This is a genomic window from Microbacterium sp. P5_B6 (assembly GCF_056400345.1).
Map to the genome: position 1 here is coordinate 321,522 of NZ_JBFULL010000001.1, position 14,573 is coordinate 336,094.

Consider the following 14,573-nt stretch of genomic DNA (forward strand, 5'->3'; position numbering starts at 1 on the left):
GATCAGCCGGCGATGGCCTCGCCGGCAGCCTGCATCTGCGCCGTGCCCTCATCCACCGAGAGCTCGCCCGAGATGATGCGGGCGATGATCGGCGTGATCTCGGTCGCGATCGGGGCGATGAACGGCGAGACGGTCGGCGGCTTGGCACCCGCGATCGAGTCGTTGGCCGCCTCGCCGTAGGGCGAGTTGTCAGCCGTGACCATGCCTTCGCGAGCCGGGTAGGCGGCCGGAACCGAAGCCGTGGACGCGTCCTCACTGACTGCCGATGCCATCATGACGAACAGCATGTCGTGATCGAGCTCGGTGTTGAAGGGGATGGACCAGCCGTCGATCGATAGGCGATCGTAGAGGAACTCGGCATCGTCATCGGCCTTCGGCGGGGCCGCGAACTCGAAGGTGTCCGACAGCTTGCTGTTCGCCTCGAGCGTCAGGTCGTTCATGCGCCCCGAGAACATGACCGACATCGCCGCAGTGCCGTTGTACATCTGCTGCTGCACCTTCGGCTGGTCGAACGTGGTGACCTGCGGGTCCATGTACGGCTTGAGGGAGAGCATGGCCTCGAGGGCCGCCTTGGCTTCGGGCGTGTCGAGCGTGACGTTGCCGTCCTCGTCGACGTAGTCGGCGCCGAGGGAGTTGAGCGTCGCCTGGAAGCTCGTCGCGACGTCGGAGGTGGCGAGCCACGGCAGCGCGATGGGGTACTCCATCACACCGGCATCCTTGATCGCCTGTGCCGCGTCGATCATCTCGCCGAAGGTGGTCGGAACCTCGAGCCCGAGGTCGTCGAAGACGTCGGCGCGGTAGGCCATCACGAACATCTGGGCCTGCATCGGCAGCGCGTACAGGTGGCCGTCGTACGACATGCCGGTGCGCATCGACTCGCTGAGGGCGTCGAGGTCGTAGTCGTCGGCGTACTTGTCGAAGAGATCGTCGAGCGGAACGAGCTTCTCGTCCGTCGCCAGCGACGGGATGACGAAGCCGTAGGTCTCGACGATGTCGTAGGTGCCGGTGTCGCCGGCGAGGGTTGCGGTCGTCTTGGTGACCTGACCGCCGAAGTCGATCGGGTCGTGCTTGACGGTCACCTCATCGGTCGTGCAGCTGGCGACCATGGTGTCGGTGAAGGGGTCGATGGCGGAGGAGTTGTAGGCCAGGACGTCGACGGTCGTGGCTTCTGCAGGGGCTTTGTAGTCGCAGGTGACCTCCGTCGCGTTGTCGTTGACGGTCCGGCTGCCGGCACCACAGCCGGACAGTGCGAACGTGCCGACGACGGCGGCGGCGGTCAGCGCGAGCATTCGCGTCTTGTTGGTGTGCATGAGGCCGAGAGTATACGTATGCACACGCCTAAGGGAAGCCTAAGTTTGTTACGGAGTGTCACGCTTTCATTACGCCCATGTATACGAATACATGTCGTCGGCGGGTCTACCCGCGTTGCATGCCGAGATCGACTCTCCCTCTTACGGGGGATGCCCCCACGAACCGCCCGCAATACCGTGGAGGGATGTCCGACCTTCCTGCTGCTCCCCCGGCTCGGCGTCCGCGACCGACGGGACAGGACCTGCGAAACGATGTCTGGCTCGCCGCCGGCCTGTTCCTCGCAGCCGTGCTCAGCACCGCGCTCGGGTCGGTCGCCGGCATCTACGGGTCGGACGCGAACGCGGGCATGCAGTGGGCGCTCCTCTACAGCTTCGGGCTCACCGCCCCGCTCGCGGTGCGCCGGCGCTATCCCGAGATCGTCGTGGTCGCCGTCGCTCTGGTGTTCTTCGCGGGGGTCACCTTCCGCATCCCGGATCTCTATGTCTCGAACATCGCCATGTTCATCGCGATCTACACCGTCGGGGCCTGGGTCGACGACCGCCGGCGGGCCATGTGGGTGCGCGGGGCGGTCGTCGTGGGCATGTTCGTCTGGCTGCTGATCACGATGTTCCAGGCGGCGATCGATCCTGCCGACGACACTCTGTCGAAGGCCGGGATGTTCTCGCCGTTCGCTGCCATGATGCTCATCCAGCTGCTGATCAACGCGGCCTTCTTCGGCGGCGCGTACTACATGGGCGATCGCGCCTTCGCGGCCGCGATGTCGCGTTCGGCGCTCGAGCAGCGCACCCTCGAACTCGAGCGCGAGCGCGCGCGCACGGCGGCGCAGGCCGTGGCGCTGGATCGGGTGCGCATCGCGCGCGAGCTGCATGACGTCGTGGCGCACCACGTCTCGGCGATGGGCGTGCAGGCGGGCGCGGCGCGGGCGGTGCTCGATCGCGATCGGGAGGCCGCACGCGCGGCACTCCTCGGCGTCGAGGCATCCGCCCGTTCGGCGCTGGTCGACCTGCGGCAGCTGCTGGAGACCCTGCGCACGAGCGCGGGCGACACGGAGGGCGGCTCGACGGTGCGCCTGTCGGGACTCGCCGACCTCGTCGCGCACGCGAACGCCAACGGCCTGCCCACGACTCTGACGGTCGTCGGCGACGCTGCGGAGCTGCCCGACCTCGTGCAGGTGAACGTCTATCGCGTCGCCCAGGAGGCCCTCACGAACGCGCGCCGCCATGGCGGACCGGATGCCGCGGCAGACGTGCGGTTGCGCTACGCCGCCGAAGCGGTCGAGCTCGAGGTCGTGAACACGGGCCGCCTCGTCGCCGCGCCGACGCGCGCGGGCCTGGGTCTGCTCGGGATGCGCGAGCGCGCCGCCGCCTCCGGAGGCGAACTCCACGCAGGTCCTCGCGATCGCGGGGGGTTCCTCGTCCGCCTGCGCGTGCCCCTCGCCGTGCCGGCCGGGGCACGAGCCGGGGTCAGCGCATGATCCGTGTGCTCCTCGTGGACGACCACGCCGTGATGCGCGCGGGCTTCCGCATGATCCTCGAGTCGGCGGGCGACATCGCGGTCGTGGGGGAGGCTGCGTCGGGGGTTCAGGCGGTCGCCGCGGCATCCGAGCTGCGTCCGGATGTGATCTGCATGGACGTGCAGATGTCCGACATGGACGGGCTCGAAGCGACCCGGCAGATCGCCCGCGAGCGTTCGCTGGCTGCCGCGGTCGTCGTCGTCACCACATTCGACCGCGACGACTACCTGTTCGAGGCTCTGGCGGCGGGCGCGAGCGGCTTCCTGTTGAAGAACGCCGGGCCCGAGGAGCTCATCTCGGCGGTCCGCGTGGCGGCTGCGGGCGACGCACTGCTCGCCCCCGAGGTCACCCGCCGCGTCATCGCCCGCTTCGCCGACCGCCCCGATTACACCGCTCAGGCCGACGACGACCCCGCCGGCGCCGACCCCGGCAGCGACGCTTCCGGCGGGGCACAGGCGACCGCCACCGCGCCGGCGATCGAGCTCACCGAGCGCGAGAGCGAGGTTCTGCAGCTGGTGGCGCAGGCGATGAGCAACGCCGAGATCGCCCGACGGCTCTTCATCGGCGAGGCCACCGTGAAGACGCACGTGTCGAACGTCCTGCAGAAGCTCGGCGCCCGCGACCGCGTCGCGGCGGTCGTGTACGCCCACCGGCACGGCCTGGCCTGAGGGCCGTCCGGGGCATCCTGGGGCATCCGGGGGCATCCGCCCCATGGCTTCATCCCCCGATGGCGGCTTCTCCCCCGCACGGTGGACCGCGCATGATCCTCCGCCCGGGGGAGGTGACGGTCGCCCGCTCTGCGTAGCGTGATCCCGAGGGGCTTCACACCGAGCCCCGAGAGGAGACGGCAATGCTGCAGCTTCGCGGTATCGGCAAGAGCTATGGGGGGCGTCGCGTGCTGGACGACGTGTCGTTCGACGTGCTGCCCGGGCGGCTCACGGGCTTCGTCGGCGGCAACGGCGCCGGCAAGACCACGACCATGCGCATCGTGCTGGGCGTGCTCGTCGCCGATGCCGGGTCGGTGACACTCGACGATGCCGTGGTGACGGCATCCGATCGCCGCCGGTTCGGCTACATGCCCGAAGAGCGCGGCCTCTATCCGAAGATGAAGGTGCTCGAACACATCGTCTACCTCGCGAGGCTGCACGGGTTCTCGAAGGCGGACGCCGCGACCCGCGCCCGCGCCCTGCTCGAGCGCCTCGGACTCGGCGAGCGCCTGAACGACAACGTCGAGACGCTGTCGCTCGGCAACCAGCAGCGGGCGCAGATCGCGGCGGCCCTCGTGCACGACCCGCAGGTGCTCATCCTCGACGAGCCGTTCTCGGGCCTCGACCCCCTCGCCGTCGATGTGGTGGCGGGAGTGCTGCAGGAGCGTGCGGCGGCCGGCGCCGCAGTGCTGTTCTCCTCGCACCAGCTCGACGTCGTCGAACGCCTCTGCGACGACCTCGTGATCATCGCCGGCGGCACGATCCGCGCAGCGGGCGCCCGCGAGGTCCTGCGCACGAGCCACTCGAGGCGGCGGTTCGAGCTCGTCTCGGCCGGCGATGCGGGCTGGCTGCGCGGCGAGCCGGGCGTGGAGGTCATCGACTTCGACGGGGGCTACGCCGTCTTCGACGCCGACAGTGCCGAGACCGCCCAGCGCGTGCTGCGCCGAGCCGTCGCCCAAGGCGATGTCGCGAGCTTCGCGCCCCAGCATCCGTCCCTCGCCCAGATCTTCAAGGAGGTCATCCAGTGAGCACCACCGACATCCCCCGAGGCGCCCGCACGCCGGACAGCACGTCCCCCGGTCTCGGCGGCGGCCAGGCGGTCTGGCTGGTCGCCGAGCGTGAGATCGGCTCGAAGCTGCGCAGCAAGGCGTTCGTCATCTCAACGGCGATCCTGCTGCTCGGTGCCCTGGCGCTCGTGATCTGGGGCGGCTTCCAGGCCGCCACGGCGACCGGCACGCCGGTCGCCGTGACCCCGGATGCGCAGCAGTACGTTCAGGACGCACAGGGCGTCGAGGTCACCGATGCCGCAGATCGCGCCGAGGCCGAGGCGCTCGTGGCGGACGGCGAGGTGGATGCGGCGATCGTGGGCGACCCCTCATCACCGACCGGCTTCGCCGTCATCGCCGACTCGTCAGCGCCGACTCAGCTGATGCTGCAGCTGGCCCAGCTTCCGCCCGTCGAACTGCTGAACCCGGATGACGGCAACGCCGCGCTCGCGTATGTCGCCGCGATCGGCTTCGGCGTGGTCTTCCTGGTGGCCGCGTCGCTGTTCGGCGGCACCATCGCCCAGAGCGTCGTCGAAGAGAAGCAGACCCGCGTCGTGGAGCTGCTCATCTCGGCCATCCCGGTGCGCTCGCTCCTGGCCGGCAAGGTGGTCGGCAACACCATCCTGGCGATGGGTCAGATCCTGATCCTCTCGGCCATCGCCATCATCGGCCTCACGGTCACCGACCAGACCGCGCTGCTGCAGGGACTCGGGGGCCCGATCGCCTGGTTCGCCATCTTCTTCCTGTTCGGCTTCATCCTGCTCGCGTCGCTGTTCGCCGCGGCGGCGTCGATGGTGTCGCGACAGGAGGACATCGGCTCGACCACCATGCCGCTGACCATGCTCGTGATGGCGCCGTACTTCCTGGTGATCTTCTTCCACGACAACCCGGTGGTGCTGGCGGTCATGTCGTATGTGCCGTTCTCGGCGCCGGTGGGCATGCCGATGCGCATCTTCCTGGGGGACGCGCTGTGGTGGGAGCCCCTCCTGTCGCTCGCGATCCTCATCGCGACCTGCATCGCCGCGATCCTCGTGGCGGCCCGCATCTACGAGAACGCGATCCTCCGCATGGGCGGCCGGGTCAAGCTCCGCGAGGCCCTCGCTTCGTGACGACGGTTCGGGATGCTGTCGCCCGGCCACGCGACAGCATCCTGAACGTCATCCAGGTTCACGCGGGAATACATGCGGAAGAATGATGTTGTCCACCCTGGGCCGACGGCGTCCCTCCACGTATCTCGCAAATCCTCAGGAGGACGCCATGGGCTCCGCAATTCTCGACCGTACGGCCGCTACCGACCACCCCGTGATGGAGGTGCTCGCCGGCCGCTGGAGCCCCCGGGCGTACGACGCCACCGCGCCGCTCGATGAGCAGAAGCTCCAGAGCGCGCTCGAGGCGGCGCGCTGGGCTCCCTCCGCCAACAACGTGCAGCCCTGGCGCTTCATCGTCGCCCGTCGAGGCACCGCCGAGCACGGCGCGGTGGTCGAGACCCTCGCCGGCTTCAATCAGCTGTGGGCCGGCGACGCGGGCGCTCTCGTCGTCGCGCTGAAGGACACCGACAGCGACGCATTCGGCACGGCCTCCTACGACCTCGGCCAGGCCGTCGCCCACCTCTCGGTGCAGGCGCACCACGACGGTCTGCACGTGCACCAGATGGCGGGCTTCGACCGCGACGCGCTGCGCGCCCACTTCGGCCTCGAAGAGCGGTTCCTCCCCGTGACGGTCATCACCCTCGGAGACCTCGGCGACCCCGAGCTTCTGCCCGACGCCCTTCGCGAGCGCGAGTCGGCGCCGCGCAGCCGCCGTCCCCTCGCGGAGTCCGTTCTCGCCGACGCGTGACACCAGCGTGAAAGGCCGCGACCCGTTGGGCCGCGGCCTTTCTGCCTGCTATCGGTGGCCGTTGTACCTGCGCCGGTCGGCGGCCCGGCCGCGATGACCGGTGAGCGCGTCGGCGGCGTTGACGAGCGCGAGATGCGACAGTGCCTGCGGGGTGTTCCCCGCATGCCGACGCCCCTCGACGTCGTACTCCTCAGCGAGCAGACCGACATCGTTGGCGAGACCGCAGAGCCGGTCCATCAGGGCCGCCGCATCCTCCGGGCGCCCGCTGGTGGCGTACTGCGCCACGAGCCAGAACGAGCAGGCGAGGAACGGATGCTCGCCTCCCGGCAGTCCGTCGTCCGTCGTCGTGGTGCGATACCGGTGAAGCAGACCGTCGTGCATGAGGTCGCGCTCGAGCGCGGCGACGGTCGCCAGCATCCGCGGGTCGTCCGGCGCGCAGAATCCGACCTCGGGGAGCAGGAGGAGCGAGGCATCCACGTCCTCTGAACCGTAGGCCTGCACGAAGTGGCCGAGCCGCGGGTCGACGCCCCGCTCGTCGATCTCCGCCTTCATCCGGTCTCGCAGCGCGGTCCACCGATGGACGGGACCCTCGAGGCCGGATTCGCGGACCGCACGGACGCCGCGGTCGAACGCCGCCCAGATCATGACGCGGGAGTGCGTGAACATTCGGGGCTCGCCGCGGACCTCCCAGATGCCGTTGTCGGGGCGATCGATGTTCGCCTCCACGAAGGCGAGCAGCGCGCGCTGAAGCGGCCACGAGAACTCGGTCTCGTCGAGGCCGGCGATGCGGGCGGCCTCGAGCGCCACCATCACCTCGCCGATGACGTCCGCCTGGTACTGCACCACGGCTCCGTTGCCGATCCGCACCGGCGCGGCGCCGTCGTAGCCGGGAAGGGTCGTGACGACGCGCTCCGGCAGGTCGCGCTCCCCCGCGATCCCGTACATGATCTGCACGTCGGCCGGGTCGCCCGCGACCGCCCGCACCAGCCATCTGCGCCATTCATGGGCGGCGTGGAGCACGCCGTGATCGATGAGCGCTTCGAGGGTGAGCGAGGCATCCCGAAGCCAGACGTAGCGGTAGTCCCAGTTGCGGACGCCCCCGAAGTTCTCGGGCAGCGACGTCGTGGCAGCCGCGACGATGCCGCCCGTCGCCTCATGGGTGAGTGCGCGCAGCACCAGCAGCGACCGGATCACCGCTTCGCGGTACGGACCCGAGTATTCGATGCCACCCGCCCACCGGGTCCACCACTCGCTCGTCTCCTGCAGGGCCTCGTCGGCGTCAAGGGGCGGCGGCGGCTCCCGGTGCGAGGGGTACCACGTGAGCTGCAGATCCACGGTCTCGCCCGGGCCGACCTCGAAGGCCCCGACGTGCGACCGCCCGGCGGGCGTGAGCCCGGGTCCCCTCACCACGATGGCATCCGGTCCCGCTGTCGCCACGAGTGCCGGCCCGTGGGCCGTGGTGATCTGCCGCACCCACGGGAGTGCGCTGGCGTAGTCGAAGCGGATGCGGAGGTCCTGCGTGAAAGGGACCCTGCCCGTGATGCCCCTCACCCGCCGGATGACATCGGCCCGATGACCGCCGTGCGGCATGAAGTCGATCACCTCGGCGACCCCGGATGCCGTCTCCCATCGGGTGACGAGCACGAAGCAGTCGCCGTCGTAGGACCGCGTCGCCTTCGCCTCCGGGTCGTCGGGACGCAGCAGCCATCGGCCCTCCTCCGCGGTGCCGAGGAGTGCCCCGAACATCGACGGCGAGTCGAACCGCGGCAGGCAGAGCCAGTCCATGGCGCCGTCGAGCGACACCAGCGCGGCCGAGTGGCAGTCGCTGAGCAGGGCGTAGTCCTCGATCGGCGTCGCCATCGTCCGATTCTTCCAGCGCAAGCCCCCCGACGAGGGGACTTGACACGAATACTGTGACGTCATGAGCGAGACGCAGACAACGCTGTGCATTCTCGGGGCCTCGGGCGACCTGACGTCGCGCCTGCTGCTCCCCGCCCTGGCAGAGCTTCTGACCGAAGACCCCGAGCGCGACGTGCGACTGGTCGGCGCCGGAGGTCAGGAGTGGAGCGACCAGGAGTGGCGCGCGGTGATCGAGAAGGCCTTCTCGGCCGCGGCGAAGCCGGGCGAAGACCTGGGACGCTCGCTCGCGCGGGTGCGCGACAGCGCCGTCTACCGCCGCACCGACATCACCGACGCCGGCGAGTTCCGCGCCCTGCTCGACGAATGCGAAGGCCGGACCGCGCTCTACTTCGCGGTGCCGCCGGCCGTCGCTGTCAAGGGCTGCGAGGCCCTCCAGAGCGTCGACCTGCCCGAAGGGCTCATCCTCGCGCTCGAGAAGCCCTTCGGCACCGACGAGCCGAGTGCAGCATCCTTCAACGAGCTCCTCCGGCGCCTCGTGCCCGAGGATCAGGTGTACCGGATCGACCACTTCCTCGGCCGGTCGACGGTTCTCAACATCCTCGGACTGCGCTTCGCCAATCGGGTCTTCGAGCCGGTGTGGTCGAACGAGCACATCGAGTCGGTGTCGATCCGGTACGACGAGAAGCTCGGGCTCGAGGGCCGTGCGGGGTACTACGACACGGCGGGAGCCCTGGTCGACATGATCCAGAGCCACCTGCTCCAGGTGCTGGCGATCGTCGGGATGGACCCGCCGTACTCCCTGGACTCGCTGGACTTCCGCGACGAGAAGTCCGGCCTCCTGCGGGCGACGCGGGTGTGGGACGACGATCCCGTCGCGCATTCGCGGAGGGCTCGCTACACGGCGGGCACCATCGACGGACGCGAGCTGCCCGATTACGCGAAAGAGCCGGGTGTCGACCCTGCCCGCGGCACCGAGACGCTGGCCGAGGTGACCTTTGCGGTCGACACCTCGCGATGGGCGGGCGTGCCCTTCACTGTGCGGTCGGGCAAGGGCCTCGCCGCCAAGCAGAGCGAGATCGTGCTGCGCTTCAAGCCCGTGTCGCACCTCCCGCGCGGGTTCGACGGCTCGACAGAGCCGTCGGTGCTTCGGCTGTCGCTGGGGCCTGACCGCATGGCCCTGGAACTCAACCTCAACGGGCCGGGCGAACCGTTCCACCTCGACCGCGCCACACTGGAGGCGGAGTTCAGCGACGTGCCCCGCCGCCCCTACACCGAGGTGCTCGAAGGGATCCTCGACGGCGATGCGACGCTCTCGGTGCGCGGGGATACGGCCGAGCGGTGCTGGCACATCGTCCAGCCGGTCCTGGACGCCTGGAAGCGCGACGCGGTGCCCCTGGACGAGTACCCCGCGGGATCCACAGGCCCCGAGCACTGGTCACCGCTGTGAGGGCGGCTGCGAACCGGCCGGGTCGGCGCGCCGAGTGACCCCGGCGCGTGCCTAAGGTGGGGACCATGACCGCGAGCATCCTGTCGATCGGCACCGCCGTTCCGCCCGCTCGGGTCGCGCAGCAGGCCGCCCGTGATGTCTTCGCCGCCCAGCCCGGACTCTCGCGCATCTCGCAGCGGCTGATCCACGCCGCCTTCGACGCATCGGCGATCGACCATCGCAACACCGTGCTGACGGATCTCGTCGCCGCCGCCAACGGGGAGACACCCGGGACGGCAGAGGGGATGCCGACAGCCGGCGCCGGCGGGACGATCCTGTCGCCGTCCACCGGCGCCCGCAACGACGCGTACATCCAGCTCGCGCCCCCGCTCTTCGCCGAGGCCTCCGCGCAGGCGCTGGCCGAGGCATCCGTCACCCCCGACCAGGTGACCCACGTCGTCACCGTCTCGTGCACGGGGATGTTCGCACCCGGCCCGGACTTCCGGCTGGTGGGGGATCTCGGGCTCGCCAAGAGCGTCGAGCGGTACCACATCGGCTTCATGGGATGCGCGGCGGCTCTTCCCGGGCTCCGTGCGGCCGCTCGCATCTGCGCGGCTCAGCCGGATGCCGTCGTCCTCGTGGCAGCCGCCGAGCTGTGCACGCTCCACATCCGGTCGTCCGAAGACCCGCAGCAGATCGTCTCGGCGTCGGTCTTCGCCGACGGCGCGGCCGCCGCTGTCGTCTCGGCGCGAACCTTCGGCACCGGCCCGCGGCTCGAGCTCGAGCGCTTCGGCACGGTCCTCACGAGTGAGGGCGACAAGGACATGATGTGGACGATCGGCGACCGCGGCTTCGACATGGTCCTGACGGCCGAGGTGCCCCGGATCATCGGACGCGAGATCCGTGAGGCGGTCAGCGCGTTCCTCGACGGCGATGAGCCGGCGGTCTGGGCCGTGCACCCCGGCGGCCGCAGCGTCCTCGACCGCGTCGAGACGGGCCTCGGGCTCGACCCCGCCGCGCTCGAAGCATCCCGAGCCGTGCTCGCCCGGCAGGGCAACATGTCCAGCGCGACCATCCTGTTCATCCTCCGCGACCTGCTGCACAGTGCGAACGGCGACGACGAGCGGATCGCCGCGCTGGCCTTCGGGCCCGGGCTCACCGTCGAATCGGCTCTCCTGACCCGGACGGGCGGCGCGTGAACCTCAGCGTCCGCGACGCCGACGTCCTCGAGCTGATGGACGACCCCGACTGCGATGCGCGCCGGCTCGAAGCGACGCTGCGGCGGTTCGACACGGTGAACCGCCTCTGGAGCGGATGGAGCGGCGTCTACCGCTCCCACCTGCTCCCCCATCTGGCTTCGCTCGGACGCGCCGCACGGGTGCTCGATCTCGGCTCCGGCGGGGGCGACCTCGTCGCCCGGCTCGCGGGGCTGGCCGAGCGCGACGGCCTCGACGTGCACTGGCTCGGGGCGGATCCCGATCCGCGCGCCCACGCCGTCGCCGCGGGGCGGGCGGCGGGCCGCATCCGGTTCCGGGCGACGGATGCCGCCACCCTCATCGCCGAGGGCGAGAGGTTCGACGCGGTGCTGTCGAATCACGTTCTGCATCACCTGTCCGCCTCTGGACTGCGGACGTTCGCCGATGAATCGCTGAGGCTCGCGGACGGGCTCGTCCTGCACTCCGACATCCGGCGCGGACACCTGCCGTACTGGCTGTACGCGGTGGGGGTGACCCCCTTCGCGCCGGGTACCTTCCTGCGGACAGACGGTCTGCGCTCCATACGGCGCAGCTACCGGGAGGACGAGCTTGCGGCCGCGCTCGGGCATCCCTGGCGGGTCGAGACGGCGTCGCCCTTCCGGGTGATCGCGCTGGCACGCACGAGTGGCTGACCTCATGGCGCAGGACTCGCGAACCCATGTGTTTCTGCCGAAACCATGCGGAGCTTCTCATGGGTTCGGCGCCATTTCATGGTTTCGCGAGTCGCGAGACGCCGCTCGCAAGACGCGGGTCGTGAGTCGTGATTGACGTCATCGTCGTCGGCGCGGGCCCCGTCGGAACGCTCCTCGCGGGCGAGCTGACCCGGCGCGGGGTCGAGGTCGCTCGGCTCGAACGGCGCGCGTCACCCGGAGAGGGCACGCGGGCGATCGGCGTGCACTCGCCGGTTCTTGCGGCGCTCGAGCCGTCGGGCATCACCGAGCGGCTCCTCGCATCCGCGGTCCGCGTCACCCGGGGTGAGGCGCGCGCCGAGGGCCGGCCACTCGGTGTGGTGCGGTTCGACCGCCTGCACCGCCGCTTCCCCTTCGTCGCGGCACTGCCCCAGGCCTCCACCGAGGCCGCGCTCGGCGCGGACGCGCCGCCCGCTCGGCGCGGTGCGGACGTGAGCGCGGTCACGCCGACGAGCCGCGGCATCCGGGTCTCCCTCCAGGACTCCGAGGCGCTCGACGCGCCCATCGTCGTCGTGGCGGCCGGGTGGCGGTCGCGGCCGCTCGTCTACCGCTCAGCGGCGGTGCGGGTGCAGCCCTACGCCGACCGCTATCTGATGGCGGATGTTCTGATGGGGGATGTCGAGACCGGCCGGGACGGCGATCTTGCCGTGATCAACATCGACGCCTCCGGCGTGCTCGAGTCGTTTCCGCTGCCGCAGGGGAGGCGACGCTTCGTCACGTGGGATCCCCTCCCGTCGGACTCGTCCGGCACGGGGCGTGCGGAACGGCTGCGGGCCGCGCTCCGCGAACGCGGCGAGGACGCTGCGGCGTCGCAGATCGACGTCGCGGCCGCGTTCGAGGTCCGCCGAGCGGTGGCGCCGGCGCTCCGCCGCGGCGGGCTCTTCGTGATCGGCGATACGGCGCACGAAGTGAGCCCCATCGGCGGCCAGGGCATGAATCTCGGACTGCTGGATGCCGCCACCCTCGCGCCGCTCCTGGCCACCTGGGTGCGCACCGGCACCGCCCCGGAGCCGGAGCTCGCGGCGTGGGAGCGGCGGCGGCTGGCCTCGGCGCGGACGGCTGCCGCGCTCGCGACGGTCAACACGTCGCTGGGTCGCGCTCTGAGCCCACGCGCCCACGCCGTCCGTCGCGCCGCCCTGCGGGTGGCCCTGCGTCCTCCCGGCGCGCGCCTGCTCGCTCACGCCTACTCGATGGGCTTCGACCGGGACGCCTGAGGGCGGCATACCGCCCGGTTCACCGGCATCGCGTCTCCGCCGCTGTCCCTTCCTGCGGCCGCTGGTCTGCCTGCACTCGGGTGTTCTTCTGCGAGCGCTGCCCTTTCCTGCGAGCGCGGCGTCGGAAAGCGGCACCCTCGCAGGAAACTGGCGCGCTCGGCGAACTCACGCTCGGGCGCCGCGCTGGCCGCACCGGCCGGTCAGAGCGGGGCCGAGCCGGGCGGGCGGCGCCGAGGCCGCCCGGCTGCCAGCATCCACCCTCCACCGCTGCACTTTCCTGCGAGCGCGGCGTCGGAAAGCGGCACCCTCGCAGGAAACTGCCGCGCTCGGCGCGACGAGCGCGCGCGTCAGCCAGGGTCGGCAGAGCCGGGCAGGACCGGGGCAGGGTCAGGCCGTGAACGCTCCGCCCGTCGCCACCAGCTGCGCCGCGAGCAGCAGGGCCGCCAGCATGACGAGCCGGAACAGCGCGCGGGTCGGCGGGCGGACGAGCGCGAGGACTGCGGTCGCGCCGGCGGCTGCGAGGACGGCGATGAAGAACACCCAGCCGAGCGGCGACACGTCGCCCAGCATCCCACCCGACGACCCGATCAGGACGGCGACCGCGCCCACGACGATCCCGAGCGCCGCGACGACGGCCGAGGCGCGCGGGCCGATCCGGTGCGGCAGACCCCTGACGCCGGTCCGCTCGTCATCTTCGAGGTCGGGCAGCACGTTGGTGAGATGCACCGCGGCGCCGAGCGCCGCGCCCGCGATCCATCCCCACCCGGCGGCGAGGCGAGGATCGGGCAGGGCCAGCGTCGCGAGCGACGGGAAGATCCCGAAGCTCACCAGGAACGGCAGTATCGAGAAGGCCGTCGCCTTGAGCCCCGCGTTGTACGCCCACGCCGAAGCGAGGAAGACGGCGTGGGCGGCCAGCATCCCGAATCCGAGCGGCGCGGCCAGCACCAGGGCGAGCGCGACGGCCCCGATCGCGCATCCCCACGCCAGCCGCTCGCTGATGTCGCCGCGGGCGATGGGCTTGTCGCTGCGGCCCACGGCCCGGTCGCGCGGCGCGTCGATTGCGTCGTTCGAGAGCCCGATCGAGACCTGTCCCGCCAGCACCGAGAGGGTCAGCAGCACGAGCCGCCACGGTTCCAGCCCGACCGCGATTCCCAGGGCGAGGGCGAGGCCGGTGACGACGAGAGTCGGGCCGGGATGCGTCGACCCCCAGAGCGCCCGGATCGCCCTCATGCCGCTGCCACTCGTCAGGACGCGACGCGGCGTCCGCGGACGATCCCGACGACCGCGAGGACGAATGCCGCGAGGTACGCGATCCCGAGCACGACGGCTGCTGCGTAGAAGATGGCCTCGGACGTCTCGTACGAGACGCCGGTCCAGGTCGTCAGGGCGGAGTCCAGGTGGCCGGAGTCGCCGGAGTCCGGCACGGTGACCGCGCCCACGAGGATGGTGACCCAGAGCACGATCGTCGCGATGTCATAACCCAGACGGGTCGCCCGCTTCTTGCGCGCCTCGGGGTCGAACAGCGTCAGGAGAGGCGGCACGAGCAGGATGAGGATCGTGAAGACGCCGTAGACGATGCCCAGGATGCCGAGCCAGCCGACATCGGCGCCCACCCAGTCGCGGCCGATGAAGAAGAAGATCGGCAGCAGCACGGCGAGCACCCATTGGGCGATGAAGACGAAACGGCCGGAGCCCGCGAATCGCATGCTCCGACC

13 protein-coding genes are annotated in these 14,573 nt (G+C 70.9%); 9 read left to right on the forward strand and 4 right to left on the reverse strand.

All coding sequences use genetic code 11. From position 1 onward, the window contains the following. Window positions 1–2 precede the first annotated feature (2 nt). Window positions 3–1,310 carry an ABC transporter substrate-binding protein gene (locus tag AC1DP3_RS01375; protein ID WP_477290521.1) on the reverse strand — a complete coding sequence of 436 codons (1,308 nt, stop codon included), beginning with the start codon at window positions 1,308–1,310 and terminating at the stop codon, window positions 3–5. A 185-nt stretch (window positions 1,311–1,495) separates the two neighbouring features. Here AC1DP3_RS01375 and AC1DP3_RS01380 point away from each other — a divergent pair, with 185 nt between their 5' ends. The 5 genes from AC1DP3_RS01380 to AC1DP3_RS01400 all read left to right on the forward strand — a co-directional run bounded on the left by AC1DP3_RS01380 (window position 1,496) and on the right by AC1DP3_RS01400 (window position 6,413). Then, window positions 1,496–2,785, forward strand: coding sequence for a sensor histidine kinase (locus AC1DP3_RS01380; protein WP_477290523.1), 1,290 nt, complete (start codon window positions 1,496–1,498; stop codon window positions 2,783–2,785). Continuing rightward, a complete protein-coding gene (locus AC1DP3_RS01385) occupies window positions 2,782–3,492 on the forward strand; it encodes a response regulator (protein ID WP_477290525.1) in 711 nt (236 codons plus the stop codon). The genes AC1DP3_RS01380 and AC1DP3_RS01385 overlap by 4 nt, the downstream gene beginning before the upstream one ends. Window positions 3,493–3,674: 182 nt before the next feature. Then, on the forward strand, window positions 3,675–4,559 hold the full coding sequence (locus AC1DP3_RS01390) for an ABC transporter ATP-binding protein (protein WP_477290527.1): 885 nt from the start codon (window positions 3,675–3,677) through the stop codon (window positions 4,557–4,559). A gap of 11 nt (window positions 4,560–4,570) precedes the next feature. Beyond that, window positions 4,571–5,686 carry an ABC transporter permease gene (locus tag AC1DP3_RS01395; protein WP_477290732.1) on the forward strand — a complete coding sequence of 372 codons (1,116 nt, stop codon included), beginning with the start codon at window positions 4,571–4,573 and terminating at the stop codon, window positions 5,684–5,686. Between the two features lie 148 nt (window positions 5,687–5,834). After that, a complete protein-coding gene (locus AC1DP3_RS01400; protein WP_477290529.1) occupies window positions 5,835–6,413 on the forward strand; it encodes a nitroreductase family protein in 579 nt (192 codons plus the stop codon). 48 nt (window positions 6,414–6,461) lie between these two features. Here the strand turns inward: AC1DP3_RS01400 and AC1DP3_RS01405 are convergent, their stop codons facing one another. Further along, complete coding sequence (locus AC1DP3_RS01405) at window positions 6,462–8,336, reverse strand: glycoside hydrolase family 15 protein (RefSeq protein ID WP_477290734.1); 1,875 nt, start codon at window positions 8,334–8,336, stop codon at window positions 6,462–6,464. Between AC1DP3_RS01405 and AC1DP3_RS01410 the strand changes: the two genes are divergently transcribed. From AC1DP3_RS01410 to AC1DP3_RS01425, 4 genes are all read left to right on the forward strand, one after another. Then, the gene (locus AC1DP3_RS01410) at window positions 8,335–9,720 is read left to right on the forward strand and encodes a glucose-6-phosphate dehydrogenase (protein ID WP_477290530.1); all 1,386 of its coding nucleotides are present in this window, start codon (window positions 8,335–8,337) and stop codon (window positions 9,718–9,720) included. The two genes, AC1DP3_RS01405 and AC1DP3_RS01410, sit on opposite strands and share 2 nt — an antisense overlap. A 65-nt stretch (window positions 9,721–9,785) precedes the next feature. Continuing rightward, a complete protein-coding gene (locus AC1DP3_RS01415; protein WP_477290531.1) occupies window positions 9,786–10,898 on the forward strand; it encodes a type III polyketide synthase in 1,113 nt (370 codons plus the stop codon). Continuing rightward, complete coding sequence (locus AC1DP3_RS01420) at window positions 10,895–11,587, forward strand: methyltransferase domain-containing protein (protein ID WP_477290533.1); 693 nt, start codon at window positions 10,895–10,897, stop codon at window positions 11,585–11,587. The genes AC1DP3_RS01415 and AC1DP3_RS01420 overlap by 4 nt, the downstream gene beginning before the upstream one ends. Window positions 11,588–11,715: 128 nt before the next feature. Beyond that, window positions 11,716–12,858 carry an FAD-dependent oxidoreductase gene (locus AC1DP3_RS01425; protein ID WP_477290535.1) on the forward strand — a complete coding sequence of 381 codons (1,143 nt, stop codon included), beginning with the start codon at window positions 11,716–11,718 and terminating at the stop codon, window positions 12,856–12,858. Between the two features lie 387 nt (window positions 12,859–13,245). On the opposite strand, the gene AC1DP3_RS01430 is transcribed toward AC1DP3_RS01425, so the two are convergent. Together AC1DP3_RS01430 and AC1DP3_RS01435 are read right to left on the reverse strand one after the other, a co-directional pair. Then, the gene (locus AC1DP3_RS01430) at window positions 13,246–14,088 is read right to left on the reverse strand and encodes a UbiA family prenyltransferase (RefSeq protein WP_477290536.1); all 843 of its coding nucleotides are present in this window, start codon (window positions 14,086–14,088) and stop codon (window positions 13,246–13,248) included. Window positions 14,089–14,102: 14 nt separating this feature from the next. Next, window positions 14,103–14,564: a hypothetical protein gene (locus tag AC1DP3_RS01435; RefSeq protein ID WP_477290538.1), complete on the reverse strand. Its 462-nt coding sequence runs from the start codon at window positions 14,562–14,564 to the stop codon at window positions 14,103–14,105. Window positions 14,565–14,573 lie beyond the last annotated feature (9 nt).

Coding starts and splice junctions, on each gene's coding strand:
- AC1DP3_RS01415 (WP_477290531.1), top strand. CDS start 9,786: ATGACCGCGAGCATCCTGTCGATCGGCACCGCCGTTCCGCCCGCTCGG.
- AC1DP3_RS01405 (WP_477290734.1), bottom strand. CDS start 8,336: ATGACGTCACAGTATTCGTGTCAAGTCCCCTCGTCGGGGGGCTTGCGC.
- AC1DP3_RS01435 (WP_477290538.1), bottom strand. CDS start 14,564: ATGCGATTCGCGGGCTCCGGCCGTTTCGTCTTCATCGCCCAATGGGTG.
- AC1DP3_RS01400 (WP_477290529.1), top strand. CDS start 5,835: ATGGGCTCCGCAATTCTCGACCGTACGGCCGCTACCGACCACCCCGTG.
- AC1DP3_RS01410 (WP_477290530.1), top strand. CDS start 8,335: ATGAGCGAGACGCAGACAACGCTGTGCATTCTCGGGGCCTCGGGCGAC.
- AC1DP3_RS01380 (WP_477290523.1), top strand. CDS start 1,496: ATGTCCGACCTTCCTGCTGCTCCCCCGGCTCGGCGTCCGCGACCGACG.
- AC1DP3_RS01385 (WP_477290525.1), top strand. CDS start 2,782: ATGATCCGTGTGCTCCTCGTGGACGACCACGCCGTGATGCGCGCGGGC.
- AC1DP3_RS01375 (WP_477290521.1), bottom strand. CDS start 1,310: ATGCACACCAACAAGACGCGAATGCTCGCGCTGACCGCCGCCGCCGTC.
- AC1DP3_RS01390 (WP_477290527.1), top strand. CDS start 3,675: ATGCTGCAGCTTCGCGGTATCGGCAAGAGCTATGGGGGGCGTCGCGTG.
- AC1DP3_RS01430 (WP_477290536.1), bottom strand. CDS start 14,088: ATGAGGGCGATCCGGGCGCTCTGGGGGTCGACGCATCCCGGCCCGACT.